Source organism: Streptomyces sp. SAI-170 (assembly GCF_049739565.1).
Classification (GTDB): Bacteria; Actinomycetota; Actinomycetes; order Streptomycetales; family Streptomycetaceae; genus Streptomyces.
Genome location: NZ_JBMGQD010000001.1, coordinates 3,257,954 through 3,274,559, shown reverse-complemented (window position 1 = coordinate 3,274,559; position 16,606 = coordinate 3,257,954). Strand labels below are relative to the sequence as shown.

Sequence of the window (16,606 nt, the reverse complement as noted above, 5' to 3'; positions counted from 1 at the left end):
GTGCTTCCGTCGAACGGAATTCCTCGGATTCGCCTCTAGGGTTGGCGCGTTGACCCATCCGGTGACTGAGGAATGGCCCCATGACCGAAACGGTCGTCGGCACTCCGGCGCCCCACTCCGTCGCGTCCGCACTCAAGGAACCCCGCGGCGAAAGCGCGCCCGCGGCGCGGAATTCCGGCGGACGGCTGCGCGCCCTGGACGGACTGCGGCTGCTGGCCGCGCTGATGGTCGCCTTCTACCACTACGGCGGCCGCGGCGGTGAGATCACGCGGGCCTGGGGCTCCTCGCCCAGTACGCAGTTCCCGACGCTGCACTCCTGGTTCGCCTACGGCTGCCTCGGTGTGCAGGTCTTCTTCGTCATCAGCGGCTTCGTCATCTGCATGAGCGGCTGGGGCCGCCCGCTGCGGTCCTTCTTCGCCTCGCGCGTGGCCCGGCTGATGCCCGCGTACTGGGTGGCCGTCGTGCTCGTCACGGCCGTGTTCGCGCTGCCGGTGGTGGCGTACGACGCGGTCTCGCCCAGCGACGCGCTGGTGAACATGACGCTGCTTCAGCAGCCGCTCGGCGCCGACCGGGTGCTCGGGGTGTGCTGGACGCTGTGGGTGGAGGTCCGCTTCTACGCGCTGTTCGCCCTGTGCGTCGTACTGCCCGGGGCCTCCCGGCGGCGGGTCGTGATGTTCTGCGCGGCGTGGACGCTCGCCGCGGCCGTGGCGGACGCCGCGAACGAGCCGCTGCTCGACCTGGTGCTGATGCCCGAGCACGCGCCCTTCTTCGTCGGCGGCATCGGCATCTACCTGCTGTACCGCGACCGCCGGGACGTCACCGCCTGGGGCATCGTCGCGGTGAGCTGGCTGACCGGGCAGCACTACGCGGTCGCCGAGCTGTGGCACCGGCCCGGCCCCGGTCACTTCTCCTACCGCTCGGCGTACGTCATCATCGCGATCGTCACCCTCGGCTTCCTCGCGGTGCTCGCCGTGGCGCTGGGCTGGCTGCGCCGGGCCGACTGGCGCCGGCTGACGTTCGCGGGCGCGCTGACGTACCCCTTCTACCTGGTGCACGAGCATCTGGGCTGGGTCGCCGTGGAGGTCTTCCACCGGCACCTGGGCCTGCCGGCCTACGCGACGCTGGCCTCGACCCTGGCGTGCATGCTGTTGCTGGCGTGGCTGTTCAACCGGTTCGTGGAGCGCCGGGGGACGCCGCTGCTGCGCGACGCGCTGGCCAAGTCCCGCTGAGCAGGAGTCACTTCGCGGCCGGGTCGCTCCGCAAGGTCGCCTCGATGCCCGCGATCACCGCGTGCAGACCGGCCGCGAAGCCCTCGTCGCGGCGCTGGAACATCTCGTGGCCCGCCTGGGCGGCCAGCGGCTGCCCCGCGAGGCGCTCGGCGCGGGCCTGGAGGTCGTACCCCCCGGTGCCGGTGGCCGGGTCCGGGCCCATGGACTGCTCCTCGATGACGTAGCCGATGGTGTAGCTGTACGCCGTGAACCAGGCGCGTGCGGCGGCGGCCGGGGTGAAGCCCGCCTGGGTCAGCAGGCGCAGACTGGCCTCCATCGGCTCGGCGTACGACATGTCGGTGAAGCGGGTTCCGGCGTAGACCTTGGCGCCGTCGCGGTAGCGCAGCAGGTGCTCGCGCAGGCCGCTCATCATGCGGAAGAACGCCGTTCGCCACTCCTGCGGCGGGACGTCGGCGCGGTCGGTGAACTCGGCCGCCATGCGGCGCAGCATCTCGGTGGCCATCTCGTCCAGCAGCGCCTGCTTGTCCTTGAAGTGCCAGTACAGGGCGGGTGCCTTGACGTCCAGTTCCTTGGCGATGGCGCGCAGCGTGAGCCCCTCCAGGCCGACCTCGTTCAGCAGCTTCAGGGCGGTGTCCGCGACGCGGCCGCGGTCGAGCGGGGCCCGGCGTTCGGTAGTCACGCTCCCCAACCTATCGGTTTCCCCCTTGCCTCCTTAACAGCGTTAAGGGCATGCTGTCCCCACAGGGCACTTAACAGCGTTAAGGGAGCTGATCATGCGGGACGTTCTGATCGTGGGCGCCGGGCCGACCGGCCTCGCCCTCGGCATCGACCTCGCCCGGCGCGGCGTGGACGCCCTCCTCGTGGAGAAGGCCGACGGGCTGTTCCCCGGCTCACGCGGCAAGGGCCTCCAGCCGCGCACGATGGAGGTCTTCGACGACCTCGGCGTGCTGGAGCCGATCCGCGCGGCGGGCGGCGAGTATCCCGTCGGGATGATCTGGCGGGACGGCGAGCAGGTGGGCGAGCACCACCTGGTCGACCCGGCGGAGATCACCGAGGGCCCCCTCGGCCCATGGATGGTGCCGCAGTGGCGCACCCAGCGGATCCTGCTGCGCCGCCTGGAGGAACTCGGCGGCCGGGTCGAGTTCGGCCGCGAGGCCGTCGGCCTCGACCAGGACGCGGACGGCGTCGCCGTGCACTTCGCCTCCGGCGAGCCCGTCCGCGCCCGGTACGCCGTCGCCGCCGACGGCGGCCGCTCGGTGCTGCGCCGCGCCCTGGGCATCCCCATGACCGGCGAGAGCGTCGATCCGCGTCCGACGCTGGTGGCGGACGTGCGGGTGAGCGGCCTCGGGCGGGAGTACTGGCACCTCTTCCCGCCGTCCGCGGAGGGCGAGGGCTATCTCGCGCTGTGCCCGCTGGCCGGTACGGACGACTTCCAGCTGGTCGCCCAGCTCCCGCAGGACGCGACCCCCGACCTCGGCCTCGACGGCATCCGCAAGCTCGTCGCGTCGCGCTCGCACCTGGCGCCCGAGCAGGTGACCGAGGTGCGCTGGGCGTCGGACTTCCGGCCGAGGGCCGCGCTGGCCGACCGCTTCCGCGCGGGGCGGGTCTTCCTCGCGGGCGACGCGGCCCACGTCCACTCACCGGCCGGTGGGCAGGGGCTCAACACCAGCGTCCAGGACGCCTACAACCTGGGCTGGAAACTGGGCGCCGTACTGCGCGAGGGCGCGCCGGCCGCGCTGCTCGACAGCTACGAGGCCGAACGCCGCCCGGTCGCGGCGGACATGCTGGGCCTGTCCACCCGCATCCACCGCGGCGAGACCCGGCGCGGCGCCGCCACGAGCCAGCTCGGCCTCGGCTACCCGGACTCCCCGCTCAGCGAGGACACCCGCACGGCCCCGTCCGGCACGGTCCGCGCCGGCGACCGCGCACCCGACGGGGAGGCGGCCCCGGGCGCACGGCTCTTCGACGCCTTCCGGGGCCCGCACTGGACCCTGCTCGCGGTGGGCACGGACGCCGCTCTCCCTCCGCTCGGCGTCCCCGAGACCCGGATCGCGGCGCACGAGGCCTACGGCAGGGGCGTGTTCCTGGTCCGCCCCGACGGGTACGTCGGCTGGGTGGGCGAGACGGCGGCAGGGCTGACGGAGTACGCCCAGCGCGTGGGCGTGAACAAGTAGGGCGGGCGCGCCACTTGGCGAAGGCGCGTTCTCAGCGTCCCGCGACCTTCCGCACCAGCCGGGTGAACAGCGCGCCGCCGCCCTTCTCCGCCCGGTCCTTCTCGTACGCCTTCCTGAGCTGCTCGAAGTGGTCGGCGCGGGTGCGGGCGAGGTACTCGTCGTCCAGCAGCGGCTTGGTGAGCTGCCAGGCCTGCCGGTGCCGGCCCTCGTAGTGGGCGACGTACGCCTTGGCCAGCTCCAGTACGGACCTGAAGGGGATACCTCCGGTGTGGTCGCGGTCGACGCGCTCCTGCACGGCCGAGATCAGCCGCAGCTTCTCGTCGTAGGAGAAGGAGTCCTCGCTGATGGCCTTCAGGACGTGCTCGGGGATGGGGCGGACCACCTCGAAGGCGAGGGTGGAGCGGATCGGCGGGCCCGCGAGCTCGATGTAGGGCAGCAGGGCGCCGGTGCTGTGGTGCAGCCAGGGCAGGCGCGGTCCGGCGAAGTCCTGGTGCAGCACGACCGAGCCGGGCCGCAGGCGCGTCAGGAAGCGCTCGCTGACGCACCGGAAGACCCGGGCCGTCTTGGCGATGTCGATGTGCAGGAACTCCACCGGCGTGCGGTCGTCCGGGTCGGAGGTCTGCCACAGGTCGCCCGCGTGGATCTCCAGGAACGGCAGGAACGGCTCCAGGCGGCCCTTGAACTCCTCCAGGAACGAGTTGCCGCCCTCGGGCGCCTTGCCGGAGGTGAAGAACTTCTCGCTGGCGAAGGTGCCCTTGCCGACCCGGAAGAAGTCGTAGGCGTGCAGCCGTCCCGTCTTCTCGTCGAACACCGGGCTCTCGTGCAGCCCCAGCGCCAGCGCGTACGTCGATCCGCCGCCGCCCGCGCCCAGTTCGACGATCCGGTCCTGCCCCGTGAGGTGATGCCGCCCCAGCAGGTAGAGGAACTTCAGCTCCCAGGTGCTGCACTGCGTGTACGGCAGATCGTCCGGGAGCTGTACGTCGTCGAGGAGCGGGTAGAGCCGGGCCAGGTTCGACATGGAGGCCTCACGGGGTCGGTTGGGGCGGCGCGTTGTGTGATCCTAGGGTCACGAACGTCACCCCACCATGGAATCGATGAGTGAACCCAAGGGTTGACCGCTGTTTCCTTGGCGTCCCTTCGTAATTCACCCGCGGTTGGCCTACCGGCGGACCGCCTTGCGCAGGGCCTTCGCCCGCCGCACCACCCGCCGTGCGGTCGCGTTGCGCGGCAGGAACGACAGCCGCTGCGGAATGCCGCCCGGCAGGCCCAGCACGGTCAGCCGGCGGCGCTTGAAGTAGCGCTGGGTGCGCGCCCCGAGGTGCTCGGCGAGGAACCGTTCCGCCGCCGGGCGCAGGGCGCCGAGGATCTGCGGCTGCATGGTGAAACCGACCGTCTCCACCAGCCCGGTCAGCTGCTCCTGCGCCAGCGTGTCGCCGCCCTCGGCCTCCAGGTCCGGCAGCAGCGCGTCCGCCAGCGTCACCGGGACACGGTTGCTGTTCTGGTACGGCGTCAGCCGGTCGAGCAGCGGCTCGGTGCCGATCCGGGCGACCGGCAGGGCGTAGAACGCGGACGCCGTGAACAGCGCGGTCGAGAAGCAGCCGACGACCAGCGCGGGCTGCGCCTTCTCGAACAGCACCTCGGCCAGCACGGGCGTGTCCACCACGGTCAGTTCGACACCGAGCCGCTCCGCCTCGGTCTCCAGGGCCCGGCCGTAGCTCGCCGGCGCGGTGGGGTGCGGCTTGAACACGACCGCCCGGTGCCCGCGCGCCACCGCGCCCCGCACCATCCGCACATGCAGCTCCTCCTCCTCCTTCGCGGAGAGGATGTTCAGCGCGGACAGATACTGGCCCAGCAGCAGCGCGGCCCCCTCGGGCACCTCCGGCAGCTCCTCGGGAGCCGCGGTCAGGCCGCTCATCACCTTCAGGAACGCGGGCGTCGGCACGACCTGCGCCGGCACGCCGAACTCCGTCAGCAGCAGCGGCGTCAGACCCGGCACCAGGTCCAGATGCAGTAGCCGCCTCACGCGCGTGCCGACCAGCGGGTCGATCTTGTTGCGGGTGGGGCCGTAGCTCATCAGGCCGTCGGCATAGACGTCGACCGGCGCCCCGGTGAAGATCTGCGCGAGGGTGAGCGCGGGGCTGACCTGGATCGACTCCAGGACCAGCTCCACCCGGTCCTCGCCGAGCCCCCACAGCAGCCGCAGATACCGCTCGAACAGCGGCAGGTCGTCCGCGCGCGGCACCCAGGCGCCCGGATGGAACGGACGGATCGCCTCGTTGAAGGAGAGCACCTCGTCGAAGTGGTCGCGCAGCTGCTCGAAGCCCGGCATCTCGTCGACCGCGGGCGTGGTCTCCGGGTTCGCGGCGTTGTTGAACACCAGCAGCACCCGGCGGTCCGCGTCGGTGAAACAGCCCGCGTCGAGCGCGGCGGCCAGCGTGGCGGCGCCGTACAGCGTGGAGGCGCAGAAGATCCGGGTCGTACGGGACATCAGGCAGCCGCCTTCGTGCTGGAGGCCCGGCGCCGCAGCCGCCGCAGCTGGGTGGAGCGGTTCAGGTCCATGGTGTCGAGCACGTCACCGAGCGCGTCCTGCGGCATGCGCTTGATGGCAGCGGCGCTCCGCAGCCGCAGCTCCTTCGCCACGGCCGGCTCCCACTTCGACTCGTCGGACAGATGGTGGGCGATGATCGCGCAGTAGGTGCGCACCGCCTTCGGCAGGAGGCTGTCGGCGTCCGGGTCCTGCGCCGTCTCCTCGATCACCTGGTCGAAGGCGCGGATGAAGTCCAGCTGGCGCATGTCGCCGATCTGCGTCAGCGAGGTGGCCACCCCGCGCCGGTAGAACACCCCCAGCAGGCTCAGCACCGCGAACGACTCCGCCTCGCGGTGCAGCTTCCAGATCCACGGCCGGTCCTCGGCGGTGCGCAGCCCGTCCGTGAAGTGCAGCAGGCCCCGGTCCAGGAGCCGGCGGTGGTAGCAGCCGGCCCAGGCGTAGGCGTAGTCCACCGACGTGGAGCGGTCGGCGGGCAGGATCGCCGCGCGCGGGTCCAGCACCTGCCCGCGCGGGCCGACCGGCGCCCGGTGCACGGTCCGGGCGCGGGCCGTGGCCTGGACATGGTCGGTGCGCACGAAGTCGCAGCCCAGCTCCTCATGAGCGGCCAGCAGCTCGGCCAGGTAGCCTCGGGCGAGCCAGTCGTCGCCGTCCAGGAACGTCAGATACTCGCCGCTCGCCACGTCCAGACCCGTGTTGCGCGCGGTGGCAAGACCGCCGTTCACCTCATGGCGGACGTACCGCACCTGGGCGACCTCGGACAGCTCCTCGGCCGCACGCTCGAGAATGGCCGGAGTCTCGTCCTGGGAATGGTCGTCCACCAACACGAATTCGAAGTCGCTCCGCGCGTTCCTGCGAAGACTTCTGAGCGTGTCCGGCGCGTATTGCTGGACGTTGTAGAACGGCACGATCACGGAAAGCTTGGGCACCTGCGAAAGCCTAGAAGGCGGCCCCGCTGCGTAAATTTCCGCCGGGCATACAGGCAGTGAACTCAATGTGTCGGAACGGTGCACCCCCTGTACTTTTCCCCTTCCGACAAGCCAGTTCGGCTCTCGGTGGGCTGCTGTTAACTTTTTGTTGAGTCGCGGTTGGGCCGCAACTCGGAATTCGTTCCTAGCGTCTTGGACGTGCCACCAAGTACAACGAAGCCCCCACGGATCGCCGTGCTCGCGGACTCGGACACCCGATGGAAATGGGGCGCGCTGACCGCGGCCCGTATCTCCCCGGGCACCCCCGTCCTCGACGGCTTCCTGCTGCGCGGCCGGGCCACCCCGACCGCACGCCAGCTCGCCGAGGTGGGCGTGCGCGCCGACTCCCTGAAGGAGGTCACGGCCGTCGAGTTCCTGCACACCATGGCGCAGGAGCCGTACGACGTCGTCGTGCTCTCCCTCGTCGGCGGCGGTGTGCAGGCGATGCTGCACGGCCTCAAGCGGGTGTGGGAGGACCGGCCCCGGCGGCCCGTCGTCGTCACCGGCTATGTCGGCGTCGTCTACGAGAAGCTCACCGACGGCCTCCTCCTGCGGCACGGCGCCGACCTCGTCCTCGCCAACTCCCGCCAGGACGCCGAGCGGTTCCGCGCGGTCTACGAAGGAGTCGGCGCCGACGCCGGCTCCGTGACCGAGGTGGCGCTCCCCTTCCTCGGCGGGGCCCCGTACGAAGGCCGACACGACCCGTACACCGTGGTGTTCGCGGCCCAGCCGTCCGTCCCGGACAGCCGCAAGGACCGGGCGTACCTGCTGGAGCGGCTCGTCCGGCACGCACGGCTGCACCCCGACCGCGAGGTGCTGCTCAAGCTGCGCTCCCGGCCCGGCGAACACACCACCCACATCGAGGAACTGCCCTACCAGAAGCTGGCCCAGAAGCTCGACCTGCCGGCCAACTTCCGCCTGGTCTACGGCAACATGGGCGAGGTCCTCGACCGGACCGACCTGCTGGTCACCATCAGCTCCACGGCCGCGCTGGAGTCCCTCCACCGCCGTATCCCCACTGTCGTGCTGACCGACCTCGGGGTCCGGGAGGTGCTCGGCAACCATCACTTCGTGGGGTCGGGGTGCCTCGCCTCTTGGGACGAGCTCGACGAGGGCCTCCGGCCGGTGCCGGACCCGGAGTGGGTCGCCCGGCAGGGAGTTGCCACCGAGGGGGCGTTCGATGCCGCCCGTGAGCGGATCGCCCAGTTGCTCGCGCAGCCGCTCGCACCTCTCACGCCGTACTACACGCCTGCCACCGCGCCCGGTTATCTGCCCGGGATTCTCGCCCGTCACCATCTCGGGCCCGACGGGGCGCCGTTGCCGGGGGCTCCTGCGCACGACAAGGAACCGGGGGCTGTTCGGCAGATCGTGCGGCGGGCCGCGCGGGGTGCCTACCGGCACGGGGTGCAGCGGGTGGCGCCCGTCATCCGGCGGATGGGGGAGTTGTGAGCTCCCGTTCTTCGTCTGCCGCGCCGTCGGGGCTGGTCGCGCCCCGCGGCGGAGCCGCAGATCGACACAGCCCCGCGCCCCTTAGGGACGTCACCCGCCAAGGAGTTCATATGTCCAGCCCGGAGACCGGGAGCCACGCCTCCATGCGGCGCGTGCTCGCCGTCATCCCCGCCCGGGGAGGCTCGAAGGGCGTGCCCGCCAAGAATCTCGCGCCTGTCGGGGGCATCCCCCTGGTCGCCCGGGCCGTGCGGGAGTGTCTCGCGGCGCGGCACGTCACCGATGTCGTCGTGTCCACCGACGACCACGCCATCGCGGCCGCCGCCCGGGAGGCCGGGGCCGAGGTCGTGCTGCGGCCCGCCGCCATCGCCGGGGACACCGCCACCTCCGAGGCCGCCGTCCTGCACGCCATGGACGCCCATGAGGCGTTGCACGGCTCCCCGGTCGATGTCGTTCTGCTCGTGCAGTGCACCAGCCCGTTCGTGGTGCGCGAGGACGTCGACGGGGTCGCCTCGGCCGTCGTGGAGGCGGGCGCCGACACCGCGGTCACCGTCGCGCCCTTCCACGGGTTCGTCTGGCGCGACCAGGAAGACCTCGACGGAGGCGTGGGCGTCAACCACGACAAGGCCTACCGTCCACGCCGCCAGGACCGGCCCCAGGACTACCTGGAGACCGGCGCCGCCTACGCCATGGACGCGGCCGGCTTCCGCACCCACGGCCACCGCTTCTTCGGCCGCACCGAACTCGTCCGCACCGACCCGGCCCGTGTGCTGGAGATCGACGACCCGCACGACCTCGCGCGGGCCCGCGCGCTGGCCCCGTTGTTCGACGCGGACCGGCCCGGCGCGCTGCCCGCCCACGACGACATCGACGCCGTCGTCCTCGACTTCGACGGCACCCAGACCGATGACCGGGTGCTGATCGACGCCGATGGAAAGGAGTTCGTCTCCGTGCACCGCGGAGACGGCCTCGGCATCGCCGCCCTGCGCAGGAGCGGCCTGAAGATGCTGATCCTCTCCACGGAACAGAACCCTGTGGTCGCCGCCCGCGCCCGGAAGCTCAAGCTGCCCGTGCTGCACGGCATCGACCGCAAGGACCTCGCGCTCAAGCAGTGGTGCGAGGAACAGGGCATCGCGCCGGAGCGCGTGCTCTACGTCGGCAACGACGTCAACGACCTCCCGTGCTTCGCCCTCGTCGGCTGGCCCGTGGCGGTCGCGAGCGCCCACGACGTCGTACGCGGCGCCGCACGCGCGGTCACCACCCTCCCCGGCGGCGACGGCGCGATCCGAGAGATCGCCGGCTGGATTCTCGGACCCTCTCTCGACTCCCCCTCCCAGTAAGGACACCTTTCGCCATGAGCACCAACTCCCGTCTGCGTACGTTCGGTTCGCGCGAGGTCGGCCCCGGCCGCCCGGTCTACATCTGCGGCGAGATCGGCATCAACCACAACGGTGAGCTGGAGAACGCCTTCAAGCTGATCGACGTGGCCGCCGAGGCCGGCTGCGACGCGGTCAAGTTCCAGAAGCGCACCCCGGAGATCTGCACCCCGCGCGACCAGTGGGACATCGAGCGCGACACCCCCTGGGGCCGGATGACGTACATCGACTACCGCCACCGCGTGGAGTTCGGCGAGGACGAGTACCGCCAGATCGACGAGTACTGCAAGGAGAAGGGCATCGCCTGGTTCGCGTCCCCGTGGGACACCGAGGCCGTCGCCTTCCTGGAGAAGTTCGACCTGCCCGCCCACAAGGTCGCCTCCGCCTCCCTCACCGACGACGAGCTGCTGCGCGAGCTGCGCGCCACCGGCCGTACGGTCATCCTGTCGACGGGCATGTCCACGCCTCGCCAGATCCGCCACGCCGTCGAGGTCCTGGGCAGCGACAACATCCTCATGTGCCACGCCACCTCGACCTACCCCGCCAAGGCCGAGGAGCTGAACCTCCGCGTGATCAACACGCTGGAGAAGGAGTACCCGAACGTCCCGATCGGCTACTCCGGCCACGAGACCGGCCTGCAGACCACCCTGGCCGCGGTCGCCCTCGGCGCCGTCTTCGTCGAGCGCCACATCACCCTCGACCGCGCCATGTGGGGCTCCGACCAGGCCGCCTCCGTCGAGCCGCAGGGCCTCACGCGCCTGGTGCGCGACATCCGCACCATCGAGGCGTCCCTCGGTGACGGCGTCAAGAAGGTCTACGACTCCGAGCTCGGCCCGATGAAGAAGCTGCGCCGCGTCTCCGGTGTCGTCGCCGAGGCGGAGATCGCCGCCGCCGCGGGCGAGCCGGTCTCGGTCTGACCCCGGTCCGCAAACCCCCTCCTTGCTCCTCATGACGGGACGGTCGTGACGCCGATGAGCCCCCGCGCCGGGAACACCGGCCCCCGCACTCTCGCCTTCGTCGAGAGCCCGGTACAGCTGCTGAACGTACTGGAATGGGCGCACGCGCATGCGCCCGGCGCGGGGCTCACGCTCGTGGTCCTCTCGCCCGTCGACCCGATGACCCGCGGCCAGCTCCGCCGGATGGCCGAGCTGGCCCGCGAGGAGGGACACCAGGTCCGCTGGGAGGAGGCGCGCGGCGGCGCCACCGCGCCCTTCCAGACCATAGGCGGCCTGATGGGCCCCCTGCGGCGGGCCGAGCGGATCGTGATGGGCGACCCGTTCTCCCGTTACGTCCAGCTGCTGCTCACCATCACCCGGACCCGTGACCTGGTCGTCGTCGACGACGGCACGGCCACGATGGAGTTCGTCGGGCAGCTCGCCCGCGGGGAGCGCCTGGTGCGCTGGCACCGCAAGGGCAGCCGGCCCGGCCCTCGCGACCTGGTCTTCGCGCCGGTGTCCTCGGCCGCCCGGCGCCGGCTCACGCCGGTCGAGGGCCGGCGGGTGGCGGTGTTCTCCTCGATGCCGATCGACGAGGTGCCGGAAGGGGTGACCGTGTCCGCGAACGACTTCGCCTGGACCCGCTCCCGCTTCGGGCCGCCCCGCATCACCAAGGGCGCCGACATGGTCGGCACCTCCCTCGTCGAGACCGGCGTCGTCGACGGCGACCGCTACCTCCAGGCGGTCTCGGGCCTGGCGAAGGCCCACGGCGCCACCCGCTACTTCGCCCACCGCCGGGAGAGCGCGGACAAGCTGCACCGGCTCGCCGTGGAGACCGGCCTGGAGGTCGTCCGGCCGGATCTGCCGCTGGAGCTGATCGCCCGCCGTGGTCCGATCGGCCGCACGATCCTCAGCTTTCCGTCCACCGTCGTCCACACGCTTCCGCTGGCCCTCGTGGGGACCGACGTCCGTGTCTCCGTGTGTGACATCGATCCCAGCTGGCTCACCCGGACGGCCTCGCCGCGCGCCCAGGGTTTTCTGTCGGGGGTGACGGGGTCGGCGCGCGATGTGCACAGGCTGGCGGCGGTCGCGGCGGTGTGACGTCGTCCTCCCTGGGCGGGCCGCCTCGGGCCCGGCCGGTGTGCGACCTCACAGAGTCCCGTTCCGACAGGTGAACACTTCGGCGTCGGTCGGGCGTCGCGTGGTATCCGTGGAAGGAGAGGGTCGCTCGCTGCGGAGTTTGTTGCTTCGCCGGTGGTGAAGCCGGGCGAGTTTACCCAGCCGAAACCACAGCTATGCCTTGGGCGGTCAGATTTTCTTCCCCTAACGGGCTGAACTTTTGTTGATCGCGTGTCAGTCGGCCGTCCGGGCGTCCTACCCTCCAGAGGGTGAAGCAACTGATGTCCCTAGAGTCCGAGGCCGTTCCTCCCGGGGAAGCCGTGCTTCCCGGCACGCTTCCCGAGGCGCTGCGTGCCGAGCTCGTGGCCTTCCGCCGCGATCTGCACATGCACCCCGAGCTGGGCAACCAGGAGTTCCGTACGACCGCCGCGATCAAGGAGCGCCTGGAGAAGGCGGGCCTGAAGCCGCGGGTGCTGGCCGTGGGGACCGGGCTCGTGTGCGACATCGGCGTCGAGGGCGGTGTGTGGAACGGCGGGCCTCGCATGCTCGCCCTGCGGGCCGACATCGACGGGCTGCCCATCCCTGACGCCAAGACGGAGTGCGCCTACCGGTCGACCGTGCCCGATCGGGCGCACGCCTGTGGGCATGACGTGCACACCACCGTGGTCCTCGGGGCCGGTCTCGTGCTGGCTTCACTGCACGAGCGGGGGCTGCTGCCGCGGCCCGTGCGGCTGATCTTCCAGCCTGCCGAGGAGGTGCTGCCCGGGGGTGCCGCGGACGCCATCGAGTGCGGGGCGCTGGACGGGGTCGAGCGGATTCTCGCCGTGCACTGCGATCCTCGGGTGGATGCCGGGCGGATCGGGCTGCGGCAGGGGGCGATCACCTCCGCGTGCGACAGGCTGGAGATCGCGCTGGACGGGCCCGGTGGGCACACGGCGCGTCCGCACCTCACCACGGACCTGGTGACCGCCGCCGCGCGCGTCGTCACCGATGTGCCGGCCATCGTCGGCCGGCGCGTCGACACGCGTGCCGGTCTCGCCGTGACCTGGGGGCGCATCGAGTCGGGGCACGCCCCGAACGTCATCCCGCAGCACGCCGAGCTGTCCGGGACCGTGCGGTGCCTGGACATCGAGGCGTGGCGGCAGGCGCCGGACATCGTGGTCGCGGCGATCGACGAGGTGGCGAACCTGCACCGCGCGAAGTCCGAGATCACCTACGTCCGCGGTGTGCCGCCGGTGGTGAACGACCCCGGCGTCACCGACCTGCTCCGCGACGCCATGATCGCCCGGCGCGGTGCGGAGTCGGTGGAGGGCACCGAGCAGAGCCTCGGGGGCGAGGACTTCTCCTGGTACCTGGAGCACGTGCCCGGCGCCATGGCCCGGCTGGGCGTCCGGCCGCCGGGTGAGCGGACTGTGCGTGACCTGCACCAAGGCGACTTCGACGTGGACGAGTCCGCGATCGGGGTGGGCGTGGAGCTGTTCACCGCGGCGGCGTTGATCGATCCGTCGTAGGGGGATGCCTGCGGCGGCCTGCGCGGCTTCGGTGGGGGTTGCTGTAGCGCATCCGGTGTGTGGGTGGGCCGGGGCCGGGCCGGGGGGTTGTCCGTCCTCGGTCCGGCGATCTGGTTGCCCACAGGGGTGGAACGGGTTTCCGCCGGCCGCTGCGGGCGGACAACCCCCCGTCCCGTCCCCTCCCCGCCGTCCGCGACTGGCCCCATCGCCCACCGTCCGCGCTTGCTTACGGCCGTACGCGGCTGACCGCATCCGCCCCGTCCCCCCGCCGTCCGCGACTGGCCGCATCGCTCACCGCCCGCGGTTGCTTACGGCCGTACGTCGGCTCGCCGCATAGCCCTCCGTCCCGCCCCGCCGTTCGCGACTGGCCGCCGCCGACCGTTCGTATGCCTTCCCGCCGTTCGCGGCCGCGGCCGCATTGCCCTCCGGTCGCGGCTGCTTGCGGTTGTACGGGGCTGGCGGTCATGCCCTCAGGGGCGCGGGGAACTGCGCGATCGGCCGACGACGGCCCGCGGTCGCATACGGCGGGAACGGGCAGGGCCACGCCGCTCGGATGCCCGGTTCCGGTTGCAGCCCGCTGAGGGGCGGGGCAGCCTGGGCCGTGTGCGGGTGGCGTGTCCCTTTCGGACCAGTCGTTCACCGGGGCGTAACAGCCATCGGCACGAATGGATAACGGCCGCGCGGAACCCCGTTCCCAGGAGTGTCTACGCGCGTTAATCTGCGCCGAACCGAGCGCCCACTGCGGGGCTTTGGAGAATGGGGAACTTCAGATGCGTCGGATATCCAAACTGACCCGCGCCGCGGTGGGAGTCGCGTCGATCGCGCTCGCGGCCACAGCCTGCGGCGGCACCAGCAGCGACGGCGGCGACGGCGGCGACAAGGAGAACCTCGGCCTCGCCATCGCGTACGACATCGGCGGCAAGGGCGACCAGTCCTTCAACGACGCCGCGTTCGCCGGCCTGGAGAAGGCGAAGAAGGAGTTCGGCTACAAGACCGCCGACATCGAGCCGACCGAGGGCGAGACGGACGCCGACAAGGAGCAGCGTCTGAGGACGCTGGCCAAGCAGGGCTACAACCCTGTCATCGGCATCGGCTTCGTGTACGGCCCCGCGATGGAGAAGGTCGCCAAGGACTTCCCCGACACCACCTTCGGCATCGTCGACTCCGTGGTCGAGGGCGACAACGTCGCCTCCCTCGTCTTCGCCGAGCAGGAGGCCTCCTACCTCGCCGGCGTCGCGGCGGCCAAGGCCACCAAGACCAACACGGTCGGCTTCGTGGGCGGCGTGGACATCCCGCTGATCCACAAGTTCGAGGCCGGCTACAAGCAGGGCGTGCAGGACACCAGCGGCGGCAAGGTCAAGGTCGTCTCGCAGTACCTGACGCAGACCGCGGAGGAGGGCGGCTTCTCCAGCCCGGACAAGGGCAAGGCCGCCGCCGAGGGCCAGATCGAGAAGAAGGCCGACGTCCTCTACGCGGCCGCCGGTCTGTCGGGTCAGGGCGTCATCGAGGCCGCCGCCAAGGCGAAGGTCTGGGCGATCGGTGTCGACTCCGACCAGTACAAGCAGCAGGCGCTGGCCGCGTACAAGAACTACATCCTCACCTCGGCCCTGAAGGACGTCGGCGGTGCGGTGTACGCGCTGGCCAAGTCCGTCGAGGACGGCAAGCCGCTCACCGGCGTGCAGACCTTCGACCTGAAGGTGAACGGCGTGGGGCTCTCCGAGAGCAACCCCGAGTACGCCAAGATCCCCGGCCTCGCGGACGCCGTGAACAAGGCCAAGGAAGACATCATCAGCGGCTCGATCAAGGTCAAGACCGAGTAGCACCCGGTCGGGCCAACGGGCCCTCGACAGCCGAAGCGGGCGGGTACGACGGCGTACCCGCCCGCTTCGGCGTACCGGAAGGCCCCCGGGCGGCGTCACGCACCGCCACCCTCCCTTTGCGTTCGGCAAGCCCCCGGCGGACCGTGGAGTTACGTTGGCCACGGGCGCATAACAAGGTGGACAGAAGGGGTTTTCAGGTAGGTCTACGCGCGTTAATCTGCGGCGAAGCCAGCGCCGAAGCTGAACCGTCCTACGGCGCTTGTACGACAGGAGCACCACACATGCGCCGGATTTCCCGGATCACGGTCGCAGGCGCAGCGACCGCCTCTCTGGCCCTCGCGCTCTCCGCCTGTGGCGGTACCTCGACCTCCGCCGGCTCGTCGGAGTCGAAGGGCGACCTGGGCCTGGCCATCGCGTACGACGTCGGCGGCAAGGGCGACCAGTCCTTCAACGACGCCGCGTACGCGGGCCTGGAGCAGGCGAAGAAGGAGTTCGGCTACGACACGGCCGACATCGAGCCCACCGAGGGCGAGACCGACGCCGACAAGCAGCAGCGCCTGGAGTCCCTGGCCAAGCAGGGCTACAACCCCGTGATCGGCATCGGCTACTCCTACGCCACCGCCGTCAAGGGCGCCGCCGAGAAGTTCCCGGACACCACCTTCGGCATCGTGGACGACTCCACGATCGAGGCGAAGAACGTGGCCGACCTGGTCTTCTCCGAGGAGGAGGCGTCCTACCTCGCCGGTGTCGCCGCCGCCAAGGCCACCAAGACCGACACGGTCGGCTTCGTGGGCGGTGTGGACATTCCGCTCATCCACAAGTTCCAGGCCGGCTTCGAGCAGGGCGTCAAGGACACCGACCCGAAGGTGAAGGTGCTCTCGCAGTACCTGACCCAGACGGCCGAGGAGGGTGGTTTCTCCAGCCCCGACAAGGGCAAGTCGGCCGCCGAGGGCCAGATCGAGAAGAAGGCCGACGTCGTCTACGCCGCCGCCGGTCTGTCCGGCCAGGGCGTCATCGAGGCCGCCGCCGCCAACAAGGTGTGGGCGATCGGTGTCGACTCCGACCAGTACAAGCAGGCCGCTCTGGCGAAGTACAAGGACTCGATCCTGACCTCCGCGATGAAGGACGTCGCCAAGGCGGTCTACAACCTGGCGAAGTCGGTCGAGGACGGCAAGCCCGAGACCGGTATCGTTCGTGGCGATCTGAAGAGCGGCGAGGTGTCCCTGTCGAGCTCGAACCCGAAGTTCGCGGGCGACGCCCAGGTGCAGAAGGCCGTCGAGACTGCCAAGGAGAAGATCATCAGCGGCGACATCAAGGTCAAGTCCAGCTGAGGAACCACACCCTGAGCAGTGAGTAACCGAGGGGTTACGTCCGCTGGACGGGGTACGGGGAGGCTGCTCCCCGTACCCCGTCGGCAGCGGTGCGTCACCCCCTTGTATGCCGTAGGGGCGCTACGCGCGTAGACGACCCCCGTCCCCAGGAG

At 71.0% G+C, this 16,606-nt stretch carries 13 protein-coding genes; 9 read left to right on the top strand and 4 right to left on the bottom strand.

Annotated elements, in window-relative coordinates:
- Positions 1 to 80: 80 nt before the first annotated feature.
- Positions 81 to 1,229 (top strand): acyltransferase family protein, encoded by a 1,149-nt coding sequence (locus RKD23_RS14435; protein WP_424854057.1) that lies wholly within the window; start codon positions 81 to 83, stop codon positions 1,227 to 1,229.
- A gap of 7 nt (positions 1,230 to 1,236) precedes the next feature.
- Here the strand turns inward: RKD23_RS14435 and RKD23_RS14430 are convergent, their stop codons facing one another.
- Positions 1,237 to 1,908 (bottom strand): TetR/AcrR family transcriptional regulator C-terminal domain-containing protein, encoded by a 672-nt coding sequence (locus tag RKD23_RS14430; RefSeq protein ID WP_424854056.1) that lies wholly within the window; start codon positions 1,906 to 1,908, stop codon positions 1,237 to 1,239.
- Positions 1,909 to 2,002: 94 nt separating this feature from the next.
- Between RKD23_RS14430 and RKD23_RS14425 the strand changes: the two genes are divergently transcribed.
- Positions 2,003 to 3,403 (top strand): FAD-dependent monooxygenase, encoded by a 1,401-nt coding sequence (locus RKD23_RS14425; protein WP_424854055.1) that lies wholly within the window; start codon positions 2,003 to 2,005, stop codon positions 3,401 to 3,403.
- 31 nt (positions 3,404 to 3,434) lie between these two features.
- On the opposite strand, the gene RKD23_RS14420 is transcribed toward RKD23_RS14425, so the two are convergent.
- The 3 genes from RKD23_RS14420 to RKD23_RS14410 all read right to left on the bottom strand — a co-directional run bounded on the left by RKD23_RS14420 (position 3,435) and on the right by RKD23_RS14410 (position 6,877).
- Entirely contained in the window at positions 3,435 to 4,421 is a 987-nt protein-coding gene (locus tag RKD23_RS14420) for a hypothetical protein (protein ID WP_424854054.1), read from the bottom strand.
- A 141-nt stretch (positions 4,422 to 4,562) separates the two neighbouring features.
- A complete protein-coding gene (locus RKD23_RS14415) occupies positions 4,563 to 5,891 on the bottom strand; it encodes a polysialyltransferase family glycosyltransferase (RefSeq protein WP_424854053.1) in 1,329 nt (442 codons plus the stop codon).
- Positions 5,891 to 6,877 carry a glycosyltransferase family 2 protein gene (locus RKD23_RS14410; RefSeq protein ID WP_424854052.1) on the bottom strand — a complete coding sequence of 329 codons (987 nt, stop codon included), beginning with the start codon at positions 6,875 to 6,877 and terminating at the stop codon, positions 5,891 to 5,893. Before RKD23_RS14410 ends, RKD23_RS14415 begins: the two co-directional genes overlap by 1 nt.
- A gap of 198 nt (positions 6,878 to 7,075) precedes the next feature.
- Between RKD23_RS14410 and RKD23_RS14405 the strand changes: the two genes are divergently transcribed.
- From RKD23_RS14405 to RKD23_RS14375, 7 genes are all read left to right on the top strand, one after another.
- On the top strand, positions 7,076 to 8,365 hold the full coding sequence (locus tag RKD23_RS14405) for a DUF6716 putative glycosyltransferase (RefSeq protein ID WP_424854051.1): 1,290 nt from the start codon (positions 7,076 to 7,078) through the stop codon (positions 8,363 to 8,365).
- Positions 8,366 to 8,475: 110 nt separating this feature from the next.
- The gene (locus RKD23_RS14400; RefSeq protein ID WP_424854050.1) at positions 8,476 to 9,702 is read left to right on the top strand and encodes a cytidylyltransferase domain-containing protein; all 1,227 of its coding nucleotides are present in this window, start codon (positions 8,476 to 8,478) and stop codon (positions 9,700 to 9,702) included.
- A 14-nt stretch (positions 9,703 to 9,716) separates the two neighbouring features.
- The gene (locus tag RKD23_RS14395; protein WP_424854049.1) at positions 9,717 to 10,655 is read left to right on the top strand and encodes an N-acetylneuraminate synthase family protein; all 939 of its coding nucleotides are present in this window, start codon (positions 9,717 to 9,719) and stop codon (positions 10,653 to 10,655) included.
- 54 nt (positions 10,656 to 10,709) lie between these two features.
- Positions 10,710 to 11,774: a hypothetical protein gene (locus RKD23_RS14390; RefSeq protein WP_424854048.1), complete on the top strand. Its 1,065-nt coding sequence runs from the start codon at positions 10,710 to 10,712 to the stop codon at positions 11,772 to 11,774.
- 299 nt (positions 11,775 to 12,073) lie between these two features.
- A complete protein-coding gene (locus RKD23_RS14385; protein ID WP_424854047.1) occupies positions 12,074 to 13,303 on the top strand; it encodes a M20 family metallopeptidase in 1,230 nt (409 codons plus the stop codon).
- A 770-nt stretch (positions 13,304 to 14,073) separates the two neighbouring features.
- On the top strand, positions 14,074 to 15,123 hold the full coding sequence (locus RKD23_RS14380; protein ID WP_424854046.1) for a BMP family lipoprotein: 1,050 nt from the start codon (positions 14,074 to 14,076) through the stop codon (positions 15,121 to 15,123).
- Between the two features lie 281 nt (positions 15,124 to 15,404).
- Entirely contained in the window at positions 15,405 to 16,454 is a 1,050-nt protein-coding gene (locus RKD23_RS14375; RefSeq protein WP_404042626.1) for a BMP family lipoprotein, read from the top strand.
- Positions 16,455 to 16,606 lie beyond the last annotated feature (152 nt).

Bases quoted from the DNA above. Each gene is read 5' to 3' on its own strand.
- RKD23_RS14435 (WP_424854057.1), top strand. From the start codon at position 81: ATGACCGAAACGGTCGTCGGCACTCCGGCGCCCCACTCCGTCGCGTCC.
- RKD23_RS14425 (WP_424854055.1), top strand. From the start codon at position 2,003: ATGCGGGACGTTCTGATCGTGGGCGCCGGGCCGACCGGCCTCGCCCTC.
- RKD23_RS14420 (WP_424854054.1), bottom strand. From the start codon at position 4,421: ATGTCGAACCTGGCCCGGCTCTACCCGCTCCTCGACGACGTACAGCTC.
- RKD23_RS14415 (WP_424854053.1), bottom strand. From the start codon at position 5,891: ATGTCCCGTACGACCCGGATCTTCTGCGCCTCCACGCTGTACGGCGCC.
- RKD23_RS14400 (WP_424854050.1), top strand. From the start codon at position 8,476: ATGTCCAGCCCGGAGACCGGGAGCCACGCCTCCATGCGGCGCGTGCTC.
- RKD23_RS14395 (WP_424854049.1), top strand. From the start codon at position 9,717: ATGAGCACCAACTCCCGTCTGCGTACGTTCGGTTCGCGCGAGGTCGGC.
- RKD23_RS14390 (WP_424854048.1), top strand. From the start codon at position 10,710: ATGAGCCCCCGCGCCGGGAACACCGGCCCCCGCACTCTCGCCTTCGTC.
- RKD23_RS14385 (WP_424854047.1), top strand. From the start codon at position 12,074: ATGTCCCTAGAGTCCGAGGCCGTTCCTCCCGGGGAAGCCGTGCTTCCC.
- RKD23_RS14380 (WP_424854046.1), top strand. From the start codon at position 14,074: ATGCGTCGGATATCCAAACTGACCCGCGCCGCGGTGGGAGTCGCGTCG.
- RKD23_RS14375 (WP_404042626.1), top strand. From the start codon at position 15,405: ATGCGCCGGATTTCCCGGATCACGGTCGCAGGCGCAGCGACCGCCTCT.